Origin of the sequence: Pseudomonas sp. NPDC087626 (assembly GCF_044743405.1) — a bacterium.
In the GTDB taxonomy this organism is placed as follows: domain Bacteria; phylum Pseudomonadota; class Gammaproteobacteria; order Pseudomonadales; family Pseudomonadaceae; genus Aquipseudomonas.
The window spans coordinates 134,613-147,745 of sequence record NZ_JBIUWJ010000001.1 but is presented as its reverse complement, the minus strand read 5'-3'; the positions used below and the strand labels follow the sequence as shown (position 1 = coordinate 147,745).

General features: G+C 62.8%; 17 protein-coding genes. 15 read left to right on the top strand and 2 right to left on the bottom strand.

The window, feature by feature from the left end; genetic code table 11:
- The first annotated feature begins 10 nt into the window (after window positions 1–10).
- The 5 genes from ACIOVD_RS00720 to ACIOVD_RS00700 all read left to right on the top strand — a co-directional run bounded on the left by ACIOVD_RS00720 (window position 11) and on the right by ACIOVD_RS00700 (window position 3,905).
- Window positions 11–583 carry a YqgE/AlgH family protein gene (locus ACIOVD_RS00720; protein ID WP_095164508.1) on the top strand — a complete coding sequence of 191 codons (573 nt, stop codon included), beginning with the start codon at window positions 11–13 and terminating at the stop codon, window positions 581–583.
- Window positions 583–1,020 (top strand): Holliday junction resolvase RuvX, encoded by a 438-nt coding sequence (ruvX, locus tag ACIOVD_RS00715; protein WP_008007435.1) that lies wholly within the window; start codon window positions 583–585, stop codon window positions 1,018–1,020. Before ACIOVD_RS00720 ends, ruvX begins: the two co-directional genes overlap by 1 nt.
- Window positions 1,021–1,101: 81 nt before the next feature.
- Window positions 1,102–1,605 (top strand): bifunctional pyr operon transcriptional regulator/uracil phosphoribosyltransferase PyrR, encoded by a 504-nt coding sequence (pyrR, locus tag ACIOVD_RS00710; protein WP_095164510.1) that lies wholly within the window; start codon window positions 1,102–1,104, stop codon window positions 1,603–1,605.
- A 27-nt stretch (window positions 1,606–1,632) separates the two neighbouring features.
- Window positions 1,633–2,637, top strand: coding sequence for an aspartate carbamoyltransferase catalytic subunit (locus ACIOVD_RS00705; protein ID WP_095164512.1), 1,005 nt, complete (start codon window positions 1,633–1,635; stop codon window positions 2,635–2,637).
- Window positions 2,634–3,905, top strand: a complete 1,272-nt coding sequence (locus ACIOVD_RS00700; RefSeq protein ID WP_095164514.1) for a dihydroorotase — start codon at window positions 2,634–2,636, stop codon at window positions 3,903–3,905. The genes ACIOVD_RS00705 and ACIOVD_RS00700 overlap by 4 nt, the downstream gene beginning before the upstream one ends.
- A 97-nt stretch (window positions 3,906–4,002) precedes the next feature.
- Here the strand turns inward: ACIOVD_RS00700 and ACIOVD_RS00695 are convergent, their stop codons facing one another.
- A complete protein-coding gene (locus ACIOVD_RS00695; protein ID WP_095164516.1) occupies window positions 4,003–4,434 on the bottom strand; it encodes a TM2 domain-containing protein in 432 nt (143 codons plus the stop codon).
- 250 nt (window positions 4,435–4,684) lie between these two features.
- Here ACIOVD_RS00695 and ACIOVD_RS00690 point away from each other — a divergent pair, with 250 nt between their 5' ends.
- Entirely contained in the window at window positions 4,685–5,305 is a 621-nt protein-coding gene (locus ACIOVD_RS00690) for a C40 family peptidase (protein WP_095164518.1), read from the top strand.
- A gap of 71 nt (window positions 5,306–5,376) precedes the next feature.
- On the opposite strand, the gene ACIOVD_RS00685 is transcribed toward ACIOVD_RS00690, so the two are convergent.
- Window positions 5,377–6,411 carry a type IV pilus twitching motility protein PilT gene (locus tag ACIOVD_RS00685; RefSeq protein ID WP_401125526.1) on the bottom strand — a complete coding sequence of 345 codons (1,035 nt, stop codon included), beginning with the start codon at window positions 6,409–6,411 and terminating at the stop codon, window positions 5,377–5,379.
- A 56-nt stretch (window positions 6,412–6,467) separates the two neighbouring features.
- Between ACIOVD_RS00685 and ACIOVD_RS00680 the strand changes: the two genes are divergently transcribed.
- The 9 genes from ACIOVD_RS00680 (at window position 6,468) to hemW (ending at window position 13,133) form a co-directional block, all read left to right on the top strand.
- The gene (locus ACIOVD_RS00680) at window positions 6,468–7,160 is read left to right on the top strand and encodes a YggS family pyridoxal phosphate-dependent enzyme (protein WP_401125524.1); all 693 of its coding nucleotides are present in this window, start codon (window positions 6,468–6,470) and stop codon (window positions 7,158–7,160) included.
- Between the two features lie 53 nt (window positions 7,161–7,213).
- Window positions 7,214–8,032 (top strand): pyrroline-5-carboxylate reductase, encoded by an 819-nt coding sequence (gene proC / locus ACIOVD_RS00675; RefSeq protein WP_095164524.1) that lies wholly within the window; start codon window positions 7,214–7,216, stop codon window positions 8,030–8,032.
- A gap of 10 nt (window positions 8,033–8,042) precedes the next feature.
- Window positions 8,043–8,633: a YggT family protein gene (locus ACIOVD_RS00670; protein WP_401125520.1), complete on the top strand. Its 591-nt coding sequence runs from the start codon at window positions 8,043–8,045 to the stop codon at window positions 8,631–8,633.
- The gene (locus ACIOVD_RS00665) at window positions 8,633–8,929 is read left to right on the top strand and encodes a DUF167 domain-containing protein (RefSeq protein ID WP_095164528.1); all 297 of its coding nucleotides are present in this window, start codon (window positions 8,633–8,635) and stop codon (window positions 8,927–8,929) included. Before ACIOVD_RS00670 ends, ACIOVD_RS00665 begins: the two co-directional genes overlap by 1 nt.
- A gap of 182 nt (window positions 8,930–9,111) precedes the next feature.
- Window positions 9,112–10,251, top strand: a complete 1,140-nt coding sequence (locus ACIOVD_RS00660; RefSeq protein ID WP_095164530.1) for a homoserine O-acetyltransferase — start codon at window positions 9,112–9,114, stop codon at window positions 10,249–10,251.
- 7 nt (window positions 10,252–10,258) lie between these two features.
- Complete coding sequence (gene metW, locus ACIOVD_RS00655) at window positions 10,259–10,879, top strand: methionine biosynthesis protein MetW (RefSeq protein WP_095164532.1); 621 nt, start codon at window positions 10,259–10,261, stop codon at window positions 10,877–10,879.
- A 24-nt stretch (window positions 10,880–10,903) separates the two neighbouring features.
- Entirely contained in the window at window positions 10,904–11,338 is a 435-nt protein-coding gene (locus tag ACIOVD_RS00650; protein WP_159998394.1) for a DUF4426 domain-containing protein, read from the top strand.
- Complete coding sequence (rdgB, locus tag ACIOVD_RS00645) at window positions 11,335–11,931, top strand: RdgB/HAM1 family non-canonical purine NTP pyrophosphatase (protein WP_095164536.1); 597 nt, start codon at window positions 11,335–11,337, stop codon at window positions 11,929–11,931. The genes ACIOVD_RS00650 and rdgB overlap by 4 nt, the downstream gene beginning before the upstream one ends.
- Complete coding sequence (hemW, locus tag ACIOVD_RS00640; protein ID WP_095164537.1) at window positions 11,928–13,133, top strand: radical SAM family heme chaperone HemW; 1,206 nt, start codon at window positions 11,928–11,930, stop codon at window positions 13,131–13,133. The genes rdgB and hemW overlap by 4 nt, the downstream gene beginning before the upstream one ends.

Genomic DNA, 13,133 nt, shown 5'->3' with positions numbered 1-13,133 from the left:
ACTAGCGCACATGAAAAACGTCATTCCCAGCTACCTCAAGCATCACTTCCTGATCGCCATGCCCCACATGGCCGACCCGAACTTTGCGCACACCTTGACCTACATCGTCGAGCACACGGCCAATGGTGCCATGGGGCTGGTGATCAACCGCCCGCAGGACCTGAGCCTGGCGGATATCCTTGAGCAGTTGCGCCCTGACGTCGAACCACCGGTGTTGTGCCAGCATGTACCGATTTTCATCGGTGGCCCGGTGCAGACCGACCGTGGTTTTGTGCTGCACCCCTCGGGCATGACGTTCCAGGCGACCGTTGATCTGGAGGGCGAGCTGTCCTTGTCCACCTCCCAGGACGTGCTGTTTGCGATTGCCGACGGCGTCGGTCCGGCCAAGAGCCTGATCGCCCTCGGCTATGCCGGCTGGGAAGCCGGGCAACTGGAGGCCGAACTGGCCGACAACGCCTGGCTGACCTGCCCGTTCGACACCGACATCCTGTTCAACACCAGCAGCGAACTGCGCCTGGACGCGGCGGCCAAGCACCTGGGCGTCAACCTCAGCCTGCTCACCAGCCAGGCGGGGCACGCCTGATGGCCCTGCGTCTGATCCTCGGTTTTGACTACGGCACCAAACAGATCGGCGTGGCCGTTGGCCAGGTAATTACCGGCCAGGCCCGCGAGCTGTGCACCCTCAAGGCGCAAAACGGCATTCCCGACTGGAACCAGGTCGAAGCCCTGATCAAGGAGTGGAAGCCTGACGCGGTGGTGGTCGGCTTGCCGCTGAACATGGACGGCACGCCCAGCGACATGTGCCTGCGCGCGGAAAAATTCGCCCGGCGCCTCAATGGCCGCTACAACCTGCCCTTTTATACCCACGATGAACGCCTGACCACTTTCGAGGCCAAAGGCGAACGCCTGGTCCGTGGCGGGCAGAAAGGCAGCTACCGCGACAACCCGGTCGACGCCATCGCCGCCGCCCTGCTGCTGCAAGGCTGGCTCGACGAAAACAGCGCACTGTTCGAATCCTGAAGAGCCGCAGCAAGCGACTCTCTTAGCTACAACCCGAGCCTCTCCCTGCAAGTCCCGGCTCGGGCCCAAGAAGGAGCAACCATGAGCCTGCCCAATCCCGTCGAACTGATCAGCCAGATGGCGACCCAGCTTGACGCCTACCTGGCCAAACGCGGAATCAGCGAGCCGCGCTACATCGGCATTCGCACCGGCGGCGTGTGGGTCGCTCAGGCCCTGCTCGAAGCACTGGGCAGCGACGCGCCACTGGGTACCCTGGACGTTTCCTTCTACCGCGACGACTTCAGCCAGAATGGCCTGCACCCGCAAGTGCGCCCATCGGCCCTGCCCTTCGAGATCGAAGGCCAGCACCTGGTGCTGATCGACGACGTGCTGATGAGCGGGCGGACCATCCGCGCCGCCATGAACGAACTCTTCGACTATGGCCGCCCAGCCAGCGTGACCCTGGTCTGCCTGCTGGACCTGGACGCCGGCGAGCTGCCGATCCGCCCGAACGTGGTCGGCGCGACCCTGTCCCTGGCCGCCCACGAACGGGTCAAGCTGTCCGGTCCGGAACTTGCGCTCGAACTGCAAGACCTCGCCCTTTAATCCGCCCTATTGAGAGTCCCCCTCGCGATGACGCCTCTAGATACCAAGCGCCCGCTGCAGCTCAATGATCAGGGCCAGCTGCGCCACTTCCTCTCCCTCGACGGCCTGCGCCGCGAGTTGTTGACGGAAATCCTCGACACCGCCGACTCATTCCTCGAAGTCGGCGCCCGGGCGGTGAAAAAAGTCCCGTTGCTGCGCGGCAAGACCGTGTGCAACGTGTTCTTCGAGAACTCCACCCGCACCCGCACCACCTTCGAACTGGCCGCCCAGCGGTTGTCGGCGGACGTGATCACCCTCAATGTGTCGACATCGTCGGCGAGCAAGGGCGAAACCCTGCTCGATACCCTGCGCAACCTCGAGGCCATGGCGGCCGACATGTTCGTCGTGCGTCACGGCGACTCCGGCGCCGCGCACTTCATTGCCGAACACGTCTGCCCACAAGTGGCGATCATCAATGGCGGTGACGGCCGGCACGCCCACCCGACCCAGGGCATGCTCGACATGCTCACCATTCGTCGGCACAAGGGCAGCTTCGAGAACCTCTCGGTGGCCATCGTCGGCGACATCCTGCATTCGCGGGTCGCGCGCTCGAACATGCTCGCGCTGAAAACCCTCGGCTGCCCGGATATCCGCGTGATCGCCCCCAAGACCCTGCTGCCGATCGGCATCGAGCAATACGGGGTGAAGGTCTACACCGACATGACCGAAGGCCTGAAGGACGTCGACGTGGTGATCATGCTGCGCCTGCAGCGTGAACGCATGACCGGCGGCCTGCTGCCGAGCGAAGGCGAGTTCTACCGCCTGTTCGGCCTGACCACCGCACGCCTGGCCGGCGCCAAGCCGGACTGCATCGTCATGCACCCGGGGCCGATCAACCGTGGGGTGGAGATCGAGTCGGCGGTGGCCGACGGTCCGCACTCGGTGATCCTCAATCAGGTGACCTACGGGATCGCCATTCGTATGGCCGTGTTGTCCATGGCCATGAGCGGGCAGACTGCCCAGCGCCAATTCGAGCAGGAGAACGCCCAGTGAAGCTCAGCATTCTCGGCGCCCGCGTCATCGATCCGAGCAGTGGCCTGGATCAAGTCACCGATATCCACATCGAAGCCTGCAAGATCGTCGCCCTGGGCGCCGCACCCGCCGGCTTCGTCGCCGTGCAAACCATCGAGGCCCAGGGCCTGGTGGTCGCGCCCGGGCTGGTCGACCTCAACGTCGCGCTGCGCGAACCGGGTTACAGCCGCAAAGGCACGATTGCCAGCGAAACCCGCGCCGCCGCGGCCGGTGGTGTCACCAGCCTGTGCTGCCCGCCCCGCACCAAGCCGGTGCTGGACACCTCGGCCGTCGCCGAACTGATCCTCGACCGCGCCCGTGAAGCCGGCAATGCCAAGGTGTTCCCGATCGGTGCCCTGAGCAAGGGTCTGGAAGGCGAGCAACTGGCCGAACTGATTGCCCTGCGCGACACCGGTTGCGTGGCCTTCGGCAACGGACTGGACAGCTTTCGCAACACCCGCACCCTGTGCCGGGCCCTGGAATACGCGGCGACCTTCGACCTGACGGTGATCTTTCACTCCCAGGACCATGACCTGGCCGAAGGTGGCCTGGCCCACGAAGGCCCGACCGCCAGCTTCCTCGGCCTGCCGGGGATTCCCGAGACAGCGGAAACCGTGGCCCTGGCCCGTGACCTGCTGCTGGTGGAGCAAACCGGGGTGCGTGCGCACTTCAGCCAGCTCACCAGTGCCCGCGGCGTAGCCTTGATCGCCCAGGCCCAGGCCCGGGGCTTGAAGGTCACGGCCGACGTGGCGCTGTATCAGTTGATCCTCACCGATGAGGCGTTGATCGACTTCAACAGCCTGTACCACGTGCAACCGCCGCTGCGCACCCGCGCCGACCGCGATGGCCTGCGCGAGGCAGTGAAGTCCGGGGTGGTGCAAGCCATCTCCAGCCATCACCAGCCCCACGAGCGCGACGCCAAGCTGGCGCCGTTCGGCGCCACCGAACCCGGGATCAGCAGCGTTGAACTGCTGCTGCCGTTGGCCATGACCCTGGTCGAAGACGGCCTGCTCGATCTGCCGACCCTGCTGGCACGCCTCAGCGCCGGTCCGGCCGAGGCCCTGCGCCTGCCGGCGGGCAAGCTGGCGGTGGGCGCTGCGGCTGACCTGGTGGTGTTCGACCCGGCCGCCTCGACCGTCGCCGGCGAGACCTGGCTGTCGAAGGGCGAAAACTGCCCGTTTCTCGGCCACAGCCTACCGGGCGTGGTGCGCTACACCCTGGTGGATGGACGGATCAGCCACCAGGCCTGAACCGTGTCGCTCCAATCGCGGGCAGGCGGAGCGCCGCCCGGCCCGCTCCCACAGGTCTGATGCAGCTCCTGTGGGAGCGGGCTCGCCCGCGATGCTTTTACTGGAAGGCGCCGCGATTCTGCGCGTTGCGCACCGAAACCTGGTCATTCAGGGTCCAGAAGTCATACAACACCCCCAGAAAGAACAACCCGCCCGTCACCAGGTACAGCAAACCGCTGATCCACTTCCCCTGATACATGCGGTGTACACCGAACACGCCGAGGAACGTCAGCAGAATCCAGGCCACGTTGTATTCGATCGGCCCTGCGGTAAAACGCAGATCCGCCTCACGGTCCATGGCCGGGATCAGGAACAGGTCGATCAACCAGCCGATGCCCAGCAAACCGAAGGTGAAAAACCAGATCGTGCCAGTCACCGGCTTGCCGTAATAAAAGCGGTGCGCCCCGGTAAAGCCGAGAATCCACAACAGATAACCGATCACCTTGCTGTGGGTGTCCTGGGGTGAAACATCCTGACGATAGGTGTTCATGTAGTCCCTCATATGCCGCGATAGAAAAATAATTTTGTGACTTGTGTGACTTTTTTATGTCGTGCCGACAAGTGGTTTGCCAGCCAGGCACTTCGCGCAAAGCCTTGTACCACCTGACTTGTGTCCGACAATCGAGCCAATTTGCCGCGGCTTCGACGGTTTTGAGCCCCGGTTTGAATCGACCAACGGCCCCGAAAAGGACAAAAAAGCTGTTATAAAGTTGCGCGTTCCTTATATAGAGCCTTGCCTAATGCGTCCATTTTTCAAGACATGGCTAACCATTTGCCTATTATTGCCACTGGCCGCCCACGCCACCAATCGTGAGCAACGTCTTCCAAACGTTAATGGTTACACCCCTAAATCCCATGTTTCTGCTGCTACCAGCAAAAACAAACACAGTGTAAAAGCGCCACAACTGAGCAAGGCCAACAGCTCGCTGGTGCCGCCAATGGCCACCAAGCAGAGCAGCGATGTCTTGAGTCGCGCAGTCAATGTGCTCGGCACTCCCTATCGTTGGGGTGGCAGCAGCCCAAGTAAAGGCTTTGATTGCAGCGGCCTGGTGAAATACGCCTTCAATGACGTAGCCGCCGTAGACCTGCCGCGCACCTCCAATGCCATGGCCTCCGGCCACGGGCTGAAAGTCGATCGCAAGGACCTGAAACCCGGCGACCTGATTTTCTTCAAGCTCAAGAGCCGCAGGGTCAATCATGTTGCCATCTACCTGGGCAACGACCGCTTCATCCACGCACCACGCCGTGGCAAGTCGGTCTCCATCGACACCCTGAAGAAGCCGTACTGGGATAACCACTACGTGGTTGCCAAGCGGGTCCTGCCGAAAGAGCCGAACACCATGCGGATTGTTCAGCGCTGAGTTGAGCTGAGTCAAAGCAAGATCAACAGATCGCAGCCGGTGGCATTCCCGCCGGCTGCGATTTTTTGTATTTACAGGCCTTCGGCCGAGCGCGCCCGCTCTCGCGCATGCTCACGGCTGATCAACCCCCTGCCCAGCAGCGACCTCAGGCTCATGTCCAGGGTCTGCATGCCCAGCGCGCCACCCGTCTGGATCGCCGAATACATCTGCGCCACCTTGTTCTCACGGATCAGGTTACGGATTGCCGGGGTACCCAGCATGATCTCGTGGGCCGCCACCCGACCGCCTCCGACCTTCTTCAACAGCGCCTGGGACACCACCGCCTGCAGCGACTCCGAGAGCATCGAGCGGACCATGGCTTTCTCTTCACCGGGAAACACGTCCACCACCCGGTCGACGGTTTTCGCCGCCGAACTGGTGTGCAACGTGCCGAACACCAAGTGCCCGGTCTCGGCGGCGGTGAGGGCCAGGCGAATGGTTTCCAGGTCTCGCATCTCCCCTACCAGGATCACGTCCGGGTCCTCGCGCAGGGCCGAACGCAGCGCAGCCGCGAAGCTGTGGCTATCGCGGTGCACTTCACGCTGGTTGATCAGGCACTTGCGCGGCTCGTGGACAAACTCGATCGGGTCTTCAATGGTCAGGATGTGTTGATGCCGGTGGTTGTTGAGGTGATCGATCATTGCCGCCAGGGTGGTCGACTTGCCGGAGCCCGTGGGCCCGGTGACCAGCACCAGGCCCCGGGGAAGCTCGGCAATACGACGAAACACATCCCCCAGTCCCAGCTCGTCCAGGCTCGGCACCTTCGACGGGATGATCCGTAATACCGCGCCCGGTCCCCGGTGCTGATGGAAGACATTGACCCGAAAGCGCGCCACACCTGGCGCCGAGTAGCAGAAGTCGAGCTCCAGTGCCTGCGCGAACTCGACCTGCTGTGGTTCGCTCATGAGCCCATGGATCAGCGCCGTCACCTGGCGGGCATCCTGTGGCGGCAGGTTGATCCGCCGCACATCGCCATCCACCCGGATCATCGGTGGCAGGCCGGTGGACAAGTGCAAGTCGCAGGCGCCCTGTTTGACGCTGAAGGCCAGCAGCTCAGTGATATCCATAGCACTCCTCAATTCCAGTAGAATGCCGCGAACCTCAGACTGCCGGCGTCCCTTGAATGTCCACGATAGCAGACAACATCTCCCAGGTAGCGGCACGCATCCGCAGTGCTGAACAGGCCGCGCAACGTGCCGCAAACAGCGTCCAGCTGCTGGCCGTGAGCAAGACCAAACCCGCCGCCGCAGTCCGCGAAGCGTACGCTGCCGGGGTCCGCGACTTTGGTGAAAACTACCTGCAGGAAGCGTTGGGCAAACAACGGGAATTGACCGACCTGCCCTTGTGTTGGCACTTCATCGGCCCCATTCAATCGAACAAGACGCGAGATATCGCGCAAAACTTCGCTTGGGTGCACTCCGTGGATCGCTTGAAAATCGCACAACGCCTGTCCGAACAACGCCCCGCTGAATTGCCAGCCCTGAACATCTGCATCCAGGTCAACGTCAGCGGTGAAGCCAGCAAGTCCGGCTGCACCCCGGCCGACCTGCCGGCCCTGGCGGCGGCGATCAAGGCCCTGCCGCGCCTGACCTTGCGCGGATTGATGGCGATTCCCGAGCCCACCGACCATCGCGCCGAGCAGGACGCTGCCTTTGCCGCCGTACGCGAGCTGAACACCAGCCTGCAAGACAGCCTCAACCTGCCGCTCGACACACTGTCCATGGGCATGAGCCACGACCTCGAGTCGGCCATTGCCCAAGGCGCCACCTGGGTCCGCATCGGTACAGCCCTGTTTGGTGCGCGCGACTATCAGTAAAAACATCACCAGCCATGAACCCTGGCTGGCACCCCACTTTAAAAGGACCTGACATGAGCAAGACGCGTATTGCCTTTATCGGTGCCGGAAACATGGCCGCCAGCCTGATCGGCGGCCTACGTGCCAAGGGCCTGGACGCCGCGCAGATCCGCGCCAGCGATCCGGGCGCCGAGACCCGTGCGCGGGTGGCCGCAGAGCACGGCATCGAAGTATTCGCCGACAACGCAGACGCCATCGCCGGCGCCGATGTGGTGGTTCTGGCAGTCAAGCCGCAGGCAATGAAAGTAGTCTGCGAAGCACTGCGCCCGAGCCTGCAACCGCAGCAACTGGTGGTCTCGATTGCCGCTGGCATCACCTGCGCCAGCATGAACAACTGGCTAGGTGCCCAGCCGATCGTGCGCTGCATGCCCAACACCCCAGCCCTGCTGCGCCAGGGCGTGAGCGGCCTGTTCGCGACCACCCAGGTGACAGCCGAGCAACGCCAGCAAGCGCAAGACCTGTTGTCGGCCGTGGGCATCGCCCTGTGGCTGGACGAAGAGCAGCAACTGGATGCGGTCACCGCCGTGTCTGGCAGTGGCCCGGCATATTTCTTCCTGCTGATCGAAGCCATGACCGCCGCCGGCGAGAAGCTCGGCCTGCCACGGGAAACCGCCGCCCAACTGACCCTGCAAACCGCCCTTGGCGCCGCGCACATGGCAGTTGCCAGTGACGTCGACGCCGCCGAACTGCGCCGCCGCGTCACTTCACCTGCCGGCACCACCGAAGCTGCGATCAAGGCCTTCCAGGCCGGCGGATTCGAAGCCCTGGTGGAACACGCACTGGGTGCCGCTGCACACCGTTCAGCCGAGATGGCTGAGCAACTGGGTCAATAAGGAGCCATACATGATTGGATTGAACACTGCAGCGGTGTACGTGCTGCAAACCCTCGGCAGCCTGTACCTGCTGATCGTACTCCTGCGTTTTGTACTGCAACTGGTGCGCGCCAACTTCTACAACCCACTGTGCCAGTTCGCCGTGAAGGCCACTCAACCCCTGCTCAAGCCACTGCGCCGGATCATTCCGAGCGTGTTCGGCCTCGACATGTCGTCGCTGGTCCTGGCGATCCTGGTGCAACTGGCGTTGATGGCCCTGACCCTGCTGCTGACTTACGACACCACCGGCAACCCGCTGCAACTGCTGATCTGGTCGCTCATCGGGGTCACCGCGCTGTTCCTCAACATCTTCTTCTATGCCCTGATCATCAGCGTGATCCTCTCGTGGGTCGCGCCTGGCAGCCATAACCCGGGTGCCGAACTGGTCAATCAGATCTGCGAGCCGGCCCTGGCGCCATTCCGCAAGATCCTGCCGAACCTGGGCGGCCTGGATATTTCGCCGATCCTGGCGTTCATGGCGCTCAAGCTGATCGACATGCTGGTGATCAACAACCTCGCCGCCATGACGCAGATGCCGGAAATCCTGCGCCTGCTGATCTGATGAGCTATTACCGCTGGGACGGCGCGGACCTGATCCTCGAATGTCACCTGCAACCGGCGGCCCGCAGCGATGATTTCGCGGGCCTGCACGGTGATCGCCTGAAGATCCGCCTGACCGCCCCGCCCGTCGAAGGCAAGGCCAATGCCTACCTGATGGCCTTCCTGGCCAAGGCCTTTGGCGTCTCCAAGAGCCAGGTGAGCCTGCTCAGCGGCGAGCTGAGCCGGCAGAAGCGGGTACGGATCTGCTCACCACAGAAGCTCCCGGACTTGCCGGATCTGGTGCGACAGCCGGGGTGACCGCGTCATCGTTCATCGCGGGCAAGCCACGCTCCCACATGGGAATGCGCCCCCTTGTGGGAGCGTGGCTTGCCCGCGATGGCCGCGCCTCGGTCTGACAGGAAAAATCATCCCCGCCCTTTGCTTGCCGCTGACCACAGCGGTCTTTAGACTTACGCCTCATTTCAACGAGAGCAGGGTCGATGCCAACTGCCTTTCCCGCCGATTCTGTTGGTCTGGTGACGCCCCAAGTGGCGCACTTCAACGAGCCCCTGGCCCTTGCCTGCGGCCGCTCCTTGTCAGCCTATGACCTGATCTACGAAACCTACGGCACGCTGAACGCCACGGCGAGCAATGCCGTGCTGATCTGCCATGCCTTGTCCGGGCACCATCACGCGGCCGGCTTCCACAGCCCCGACGACCGCAAGCCCGGTTGGTGGGACAGTTGCATCGGCCCCGGCAAGCCGATCGACACCGACAAGTTTTTCGTCGTCAGCCTGAACAACCTCGGCGGTTGCAACGGCTCCACCGGCCCCAGCAGCACCAACCCTGAGACCGGCAAGCCATTCGGCGCCGAGTTCCCGGTGCTGACCGTCGAAGACTGGGTCCATAGCCAAGCGCGCCTGGCCGACCGCATCGGCATCACGCAGTGGGCTGCCGTGATCGGTGGCAGCCTGGGTGGCATGCAGGCGATGCAATGGAGCATCACCTACCCCGACCGCATCCGCCACTGCCTGGCCATTGCCTCGGCACCCAAACTCTCGGCACAGAACATTGCCTTCAACGAAGTCGCGCGCCAGGCGATCCTCACCGATCCGGAGTTCCATGGCGGTTCGTTCCAGGAAGCCGGGGTGATCCCCAAGCGTGGCCTGATGCTGGCGCGCATGGTCGGGCACATCACTTACCTGTCGGACGACTCGATGGGTGAGAAATTCGGCCGCGGCCTGAAGAGCGAAAAGCTCAACTACGACTTCCACAGCGTCGAGTTCCAGGTCGAGAGCTACCTGCGTTATCAGGGTGAAGAGTTCTCCGGACGGTTCGACGCCAACACCTACCTGCTGATGACCAAGGCGCTGGACTACTTCGATCCGGCGGCGAACTTCGACGATAACCTGGCGAAAACCTTCGCCGGCGCCAAGGCCAAGTTCTGCGTGATGTCGTTCACCACCGACTGGCGCTTCTCCCCGGCCCGCTCCCGCGAGCTGGTAGATGCCCTGATGGCCGCCAAGAAAGACGTTTGCTACCTGGAGATCGACGCTCCGCAAGGCCACGACGCCTTCCTGATTCCGATCCCGCGCTACCTGCAAGCGTTCAGCAATTACATGAAGCGAATTACGGTGTGAACAAGCCATGAGAGCTGATCTGGAAATCATCCAGGAATGGATCCCCGCCGGCAGCCGCGTGCTCGACCTGGGCTGCGGTGATGGCGAGCTGCTGACCTGGCTGCGCGACAACAAGCAAGTCACCGGCTATGGCCTGGAAAACGACCCGGACAACATTGCCGAGTGCGTGGCCAAGGGCATCAACGTCATCGAGCAGGACCTGGACAAAGGCCTGGGCAACTTTGCCAGCAACAGCTTCGACATCGTGGTCATGACTCAGGCCCTGCAGGCCGTGCATTACCCCGACAAGATCCTCGACGAAATGCTGCGGGTCGGTCGCCAGTGCATCATCACCTTCCCCAACTTCGGGCACTGGCGCTGCCGCTGGTACTTGGCGAGCAAGGGTCGGATGCCGGTTTCGGAGTTCTTGCCGTACACCTGGTACAACACGCCGAACATTCACTTCTGCACCTTCGAAGACTTCGAAGCCTTGTGCAGTGCACGTGAAGCCAAGGTCATTGATCGGCTTGCCGTGGATCAACAGCATCGGCATGGGTGGGCCAGTAAGCTATGGCCTAATCTATTAGGTGAGATTGGTATCTACCGTGTCAGCAGTCCTGGCCTGCAGGATCACCAGGTAGCGGTCTAACCCGTTTTTCAAAGGAGTACGATCATGAGTCGTCTAGCTCTGTTTGCCTTAACCGCCTGCCTGAGCGTCAGCGCCATGGCGGCCGACGTCATCAAGGGCGAGCGCCAGGAAACCTTCGGCGATGTGACGGTGCACTACAACACCTTCAACTCGACCTTCATTCAGCCGGACATCGCCAAGGCCGCCGAACTGATCCGCAGCAAGAACCAGGGCGTGATCAACGTCTCGGTGATCAAGGCCGGCCAGCCCATGGTTGCCAGCGTCACCGGCAGCGTGAAAGACCTGACCAGCAAGACCGTGCCGCTGAACTTCAAGCAAATCACCGAACAAGGGGCGATCTACTACCTCGCCCAATACCCGGTGGACCAGCAAGAAGTCCGCACTTTTGAGATCAAGGTCCAGGCCGGCGACAAGATCAACACCATTAACTTCAACCAAGAGCTCTTCCCCGGCGAATGATCACTTTCACCCAACTCGTACTGGCCAGCCATAACGCCGGCAAACTCAAGGAACTCCAGGCCATGCTCGGCGAATCGGTGCAACTGCGCTCGATTGGCGAGTTCAGCAGCGTGGAGCCTGAAGAAACCGGTCTGTCATTCGTCGAAAACGCCATTCTCAAGGCCCGTAATGCCGCCCGCATCTCCGGCTTGCCGGCGCTGGCCGACGACTCGGGGCTGGCGGTGGACTTTCTCGGCGGTGCGCCGGGCATCTACTCGGCGCGCTACGCCAACGGCCAGGGTGATGCGGCGAACAACGCCAAGCTGCTCGACGTGCTCAAGGACGTCCCGGCCGCCGAGCGTGGCGCCCAGTTCGTCTGCGTCCTGGCCCTGGTGCGCCACGCCGATGACCCGCTGCCGATTCTCTGCGAAGGGCTTTGGCACGGGCGCATCCTGACCCAGGCCAGCGGCGAACACGGCTTTGGCTACGACCCGCTGTTCTGGGTGCCGGAGCGTGACTGCTCGAGCGCCGAACTGAGCCCGGCCGACAAGAACCTCATCAGCCACCGCGCCCGCGCAATGGATCTGCTGCGCCAGCGTCTGGGCCTGAAATGACCCACGAGCCCTCTGCGTCGCCGCTGATTTTCGGCGGCGCCGCGCCATCGCCACGGGCCGCCCTGCCTACGCTGCCGCCCCTGGCGCTGTACATCCACATCCCGTGGTGTGTGCGCAAATGCCCCTATTGCGATTTCAACTCGCACACCGCCAGCCCGGTGTTGCCGGAAGAAGAGTACGTCGACGCCCTGCTGGCGGACCTCGATCAGGACCTGCACGCAGTCTACGGCCGAGAGCTGAGTTCGATCTTCTTTGGCGGCGGCACCCCGAGCCTGTTCAGTGCCGTGGCCCTGGGCCGCTTGCTCAAGGGTGTGGAGCAACGCATCCCGTTCGCCAGTGACATCGAAATCACCCTGGAGGCCAACCCGGGCACCTTCGAGCAGGAGAAGTTCGTCGCCTACCGGGCGTTGGGCATCAATCGCCTATCGATCGGTATCCAGAGCTTCCAGCAGGAAAAACTCCAGGCCCTGGGCCGCATCCACAACGGTGACGAAGCGATTCGTGCCGCTGGCATGGCGCGCCAGGCCGGGTTCGACAACTTCAACCTGGACCTGATGCACGGCTTGCCCGATCAGTCCCTCGACGACGCCCTGGACGACCTGCGCCAGGCCATCGCCCTCAAGCCCACCCACCTGTCCTGGTATCAGCTGACGCTGGAACCCAATACGGTGTTCTGGAACCAGCCGCCAACACTGCCGGAAGACGACACCCTGTGGGACATCCAGGAGGCCGGCCAGGCATTGTTGGCCGAGCACGGCTACGCCCAGTACGAAGTCTCGGCTTACGCCCAGGACGGCCGTGCGGCGCGGCATAACCTCAACTACTGGAGCTTTGGCGACTTCATCGGCATTGGCGCCGGAGCCCACGGCAAGCTAAGCCATCCGGACGGGCGCATCGTGCGCACCTGGAAGACCCGCCTGCCCAAGGACTACCTCAACCCGGCAAAAAGCTTCAAGGCGGGCGAGAAAGCCCTGAGCAATGACGAGCTGCCGTTCGAGTTCCTGATGAATGCCTTGCGCCTGACCGAGGGTGTCGAGGCGCGGTTGTACCCGCAACGTACCGGGCTGCCCCTGGAAAGTCTTGCCGAAGGCCGACGCGAGGCCGAACAAAGTGGTTTGTTGCAGGTCGAACCGTCACGCCTTGCGGCGACGCTGCGTGGACAGCTGTTTCTCAATGACTTGCTGCAGAATTTTCTGAGCTGA

Coding starts and splice junctions, on each gene's coding strand:
- ACIOVD_RS00720 (WP_095164508.1), top strand. CDS start 11: ATGAAAAACGTCATTCCCAGCTACCTCAAGCATCACTTCCTGATCGCC.
- ruvX (WP_008007435.1), top strand. CDS start 583: ATGGCCCTGCGTCTGATCCTCGGTTTTGACTACGGCACCAAACAGATC.
- pyrR (WP_095164510.1), top strand. CDS start 1,102: ATGAGCCTGCCCAATCCCGTCGAACTGATCAGCCAGATGGCGACCCAG.
- ACIOVD_RS00705 (WP_095164512.1), top strand. CDS start 1,633: ATGACGCCTCTAGATACCAAGCGCCCGCTGCAGCTCAATGATCAGGGC.
- ACIOVD_RS00695 (WP_095164516.1), bottom strand. CDS start 4,434: ATGAACACCTATCGTCAGGATGTTTCACCCCAGGACACCCACAGCAAG.
- ACIOVD_RS00690 (WP_095164518.1), top strand. CDS start 4,685: ATGCGTCCATTTTTCAAGACATGGCTAACCATTTGCCTATTATTGCCA.
- ACIOVD_RS00685 (WP_401125526.1), bottom strand. CDS start 6,411: ATGGATATCACTGAGCTGCTGGCCTTCAGCGTCAAACAGGGCGCCTGC.
- ACIOVD_RS00680 (WP_401125524.1), top strand. CDS start 6,468: ATGTCCACGATAGCAGACAACATCTCCCAGGTAGCGGCACGCATCCGC.
- proC (WP_095164524.1), top strand. CDS start 7,214: ATGAGCAAGACGCGTATTGCCTTTATCGGTGCCGGAAACATGGCCGCC.
- ACIOVD_RS00670 (WP_401125520.1), top strand. CDS start 8,043: ATGATTGGATTGAACACTGCAGCGGTGTACGTGCTGCAAACCCTCGGC.
- ACIOVD_RS00665 (WP_095164528.1), top strand. CDS start 8,633: ATGAGCTATTACCGCTGGGACGGCGCGGACCTGATCCTCGAATGTCAC.
- ACIOVD_RS00660 (WP_095164530.1), top strand. CDS start 9,112: ATGCCAACTGCCTTTCCCGCCGATTCTGTTGGTCTGGTGACGCCCCAA.
- metW (WP_095164532.1), top strand. CDS start 10,259: ATGAGAGCTGATCTGGAAATCATCCAGGAATGGATCCCCGCCGGCAGC.
- ACIOVD_RS00650 (WP_159998394.1), top strand. CDS start 10,904: ATGAGTCGTCTAGCTCTGTTTGCCTTAACCGCCTGCCTGAGCGTCAGC.
- rdgB (WP_095164536.1), top strand. CDS start 11,335: ATGATCACTTTCACCCAACTCGTACTGGCCAGCCATAACGCCGGCAAA.
- hemW (WP_095164537.1), top strand. CDS start 11,928: ATGACCCACGAGCCCTCTGCGTCGCCGCTGATTTTCGGCGGCGCCGCG.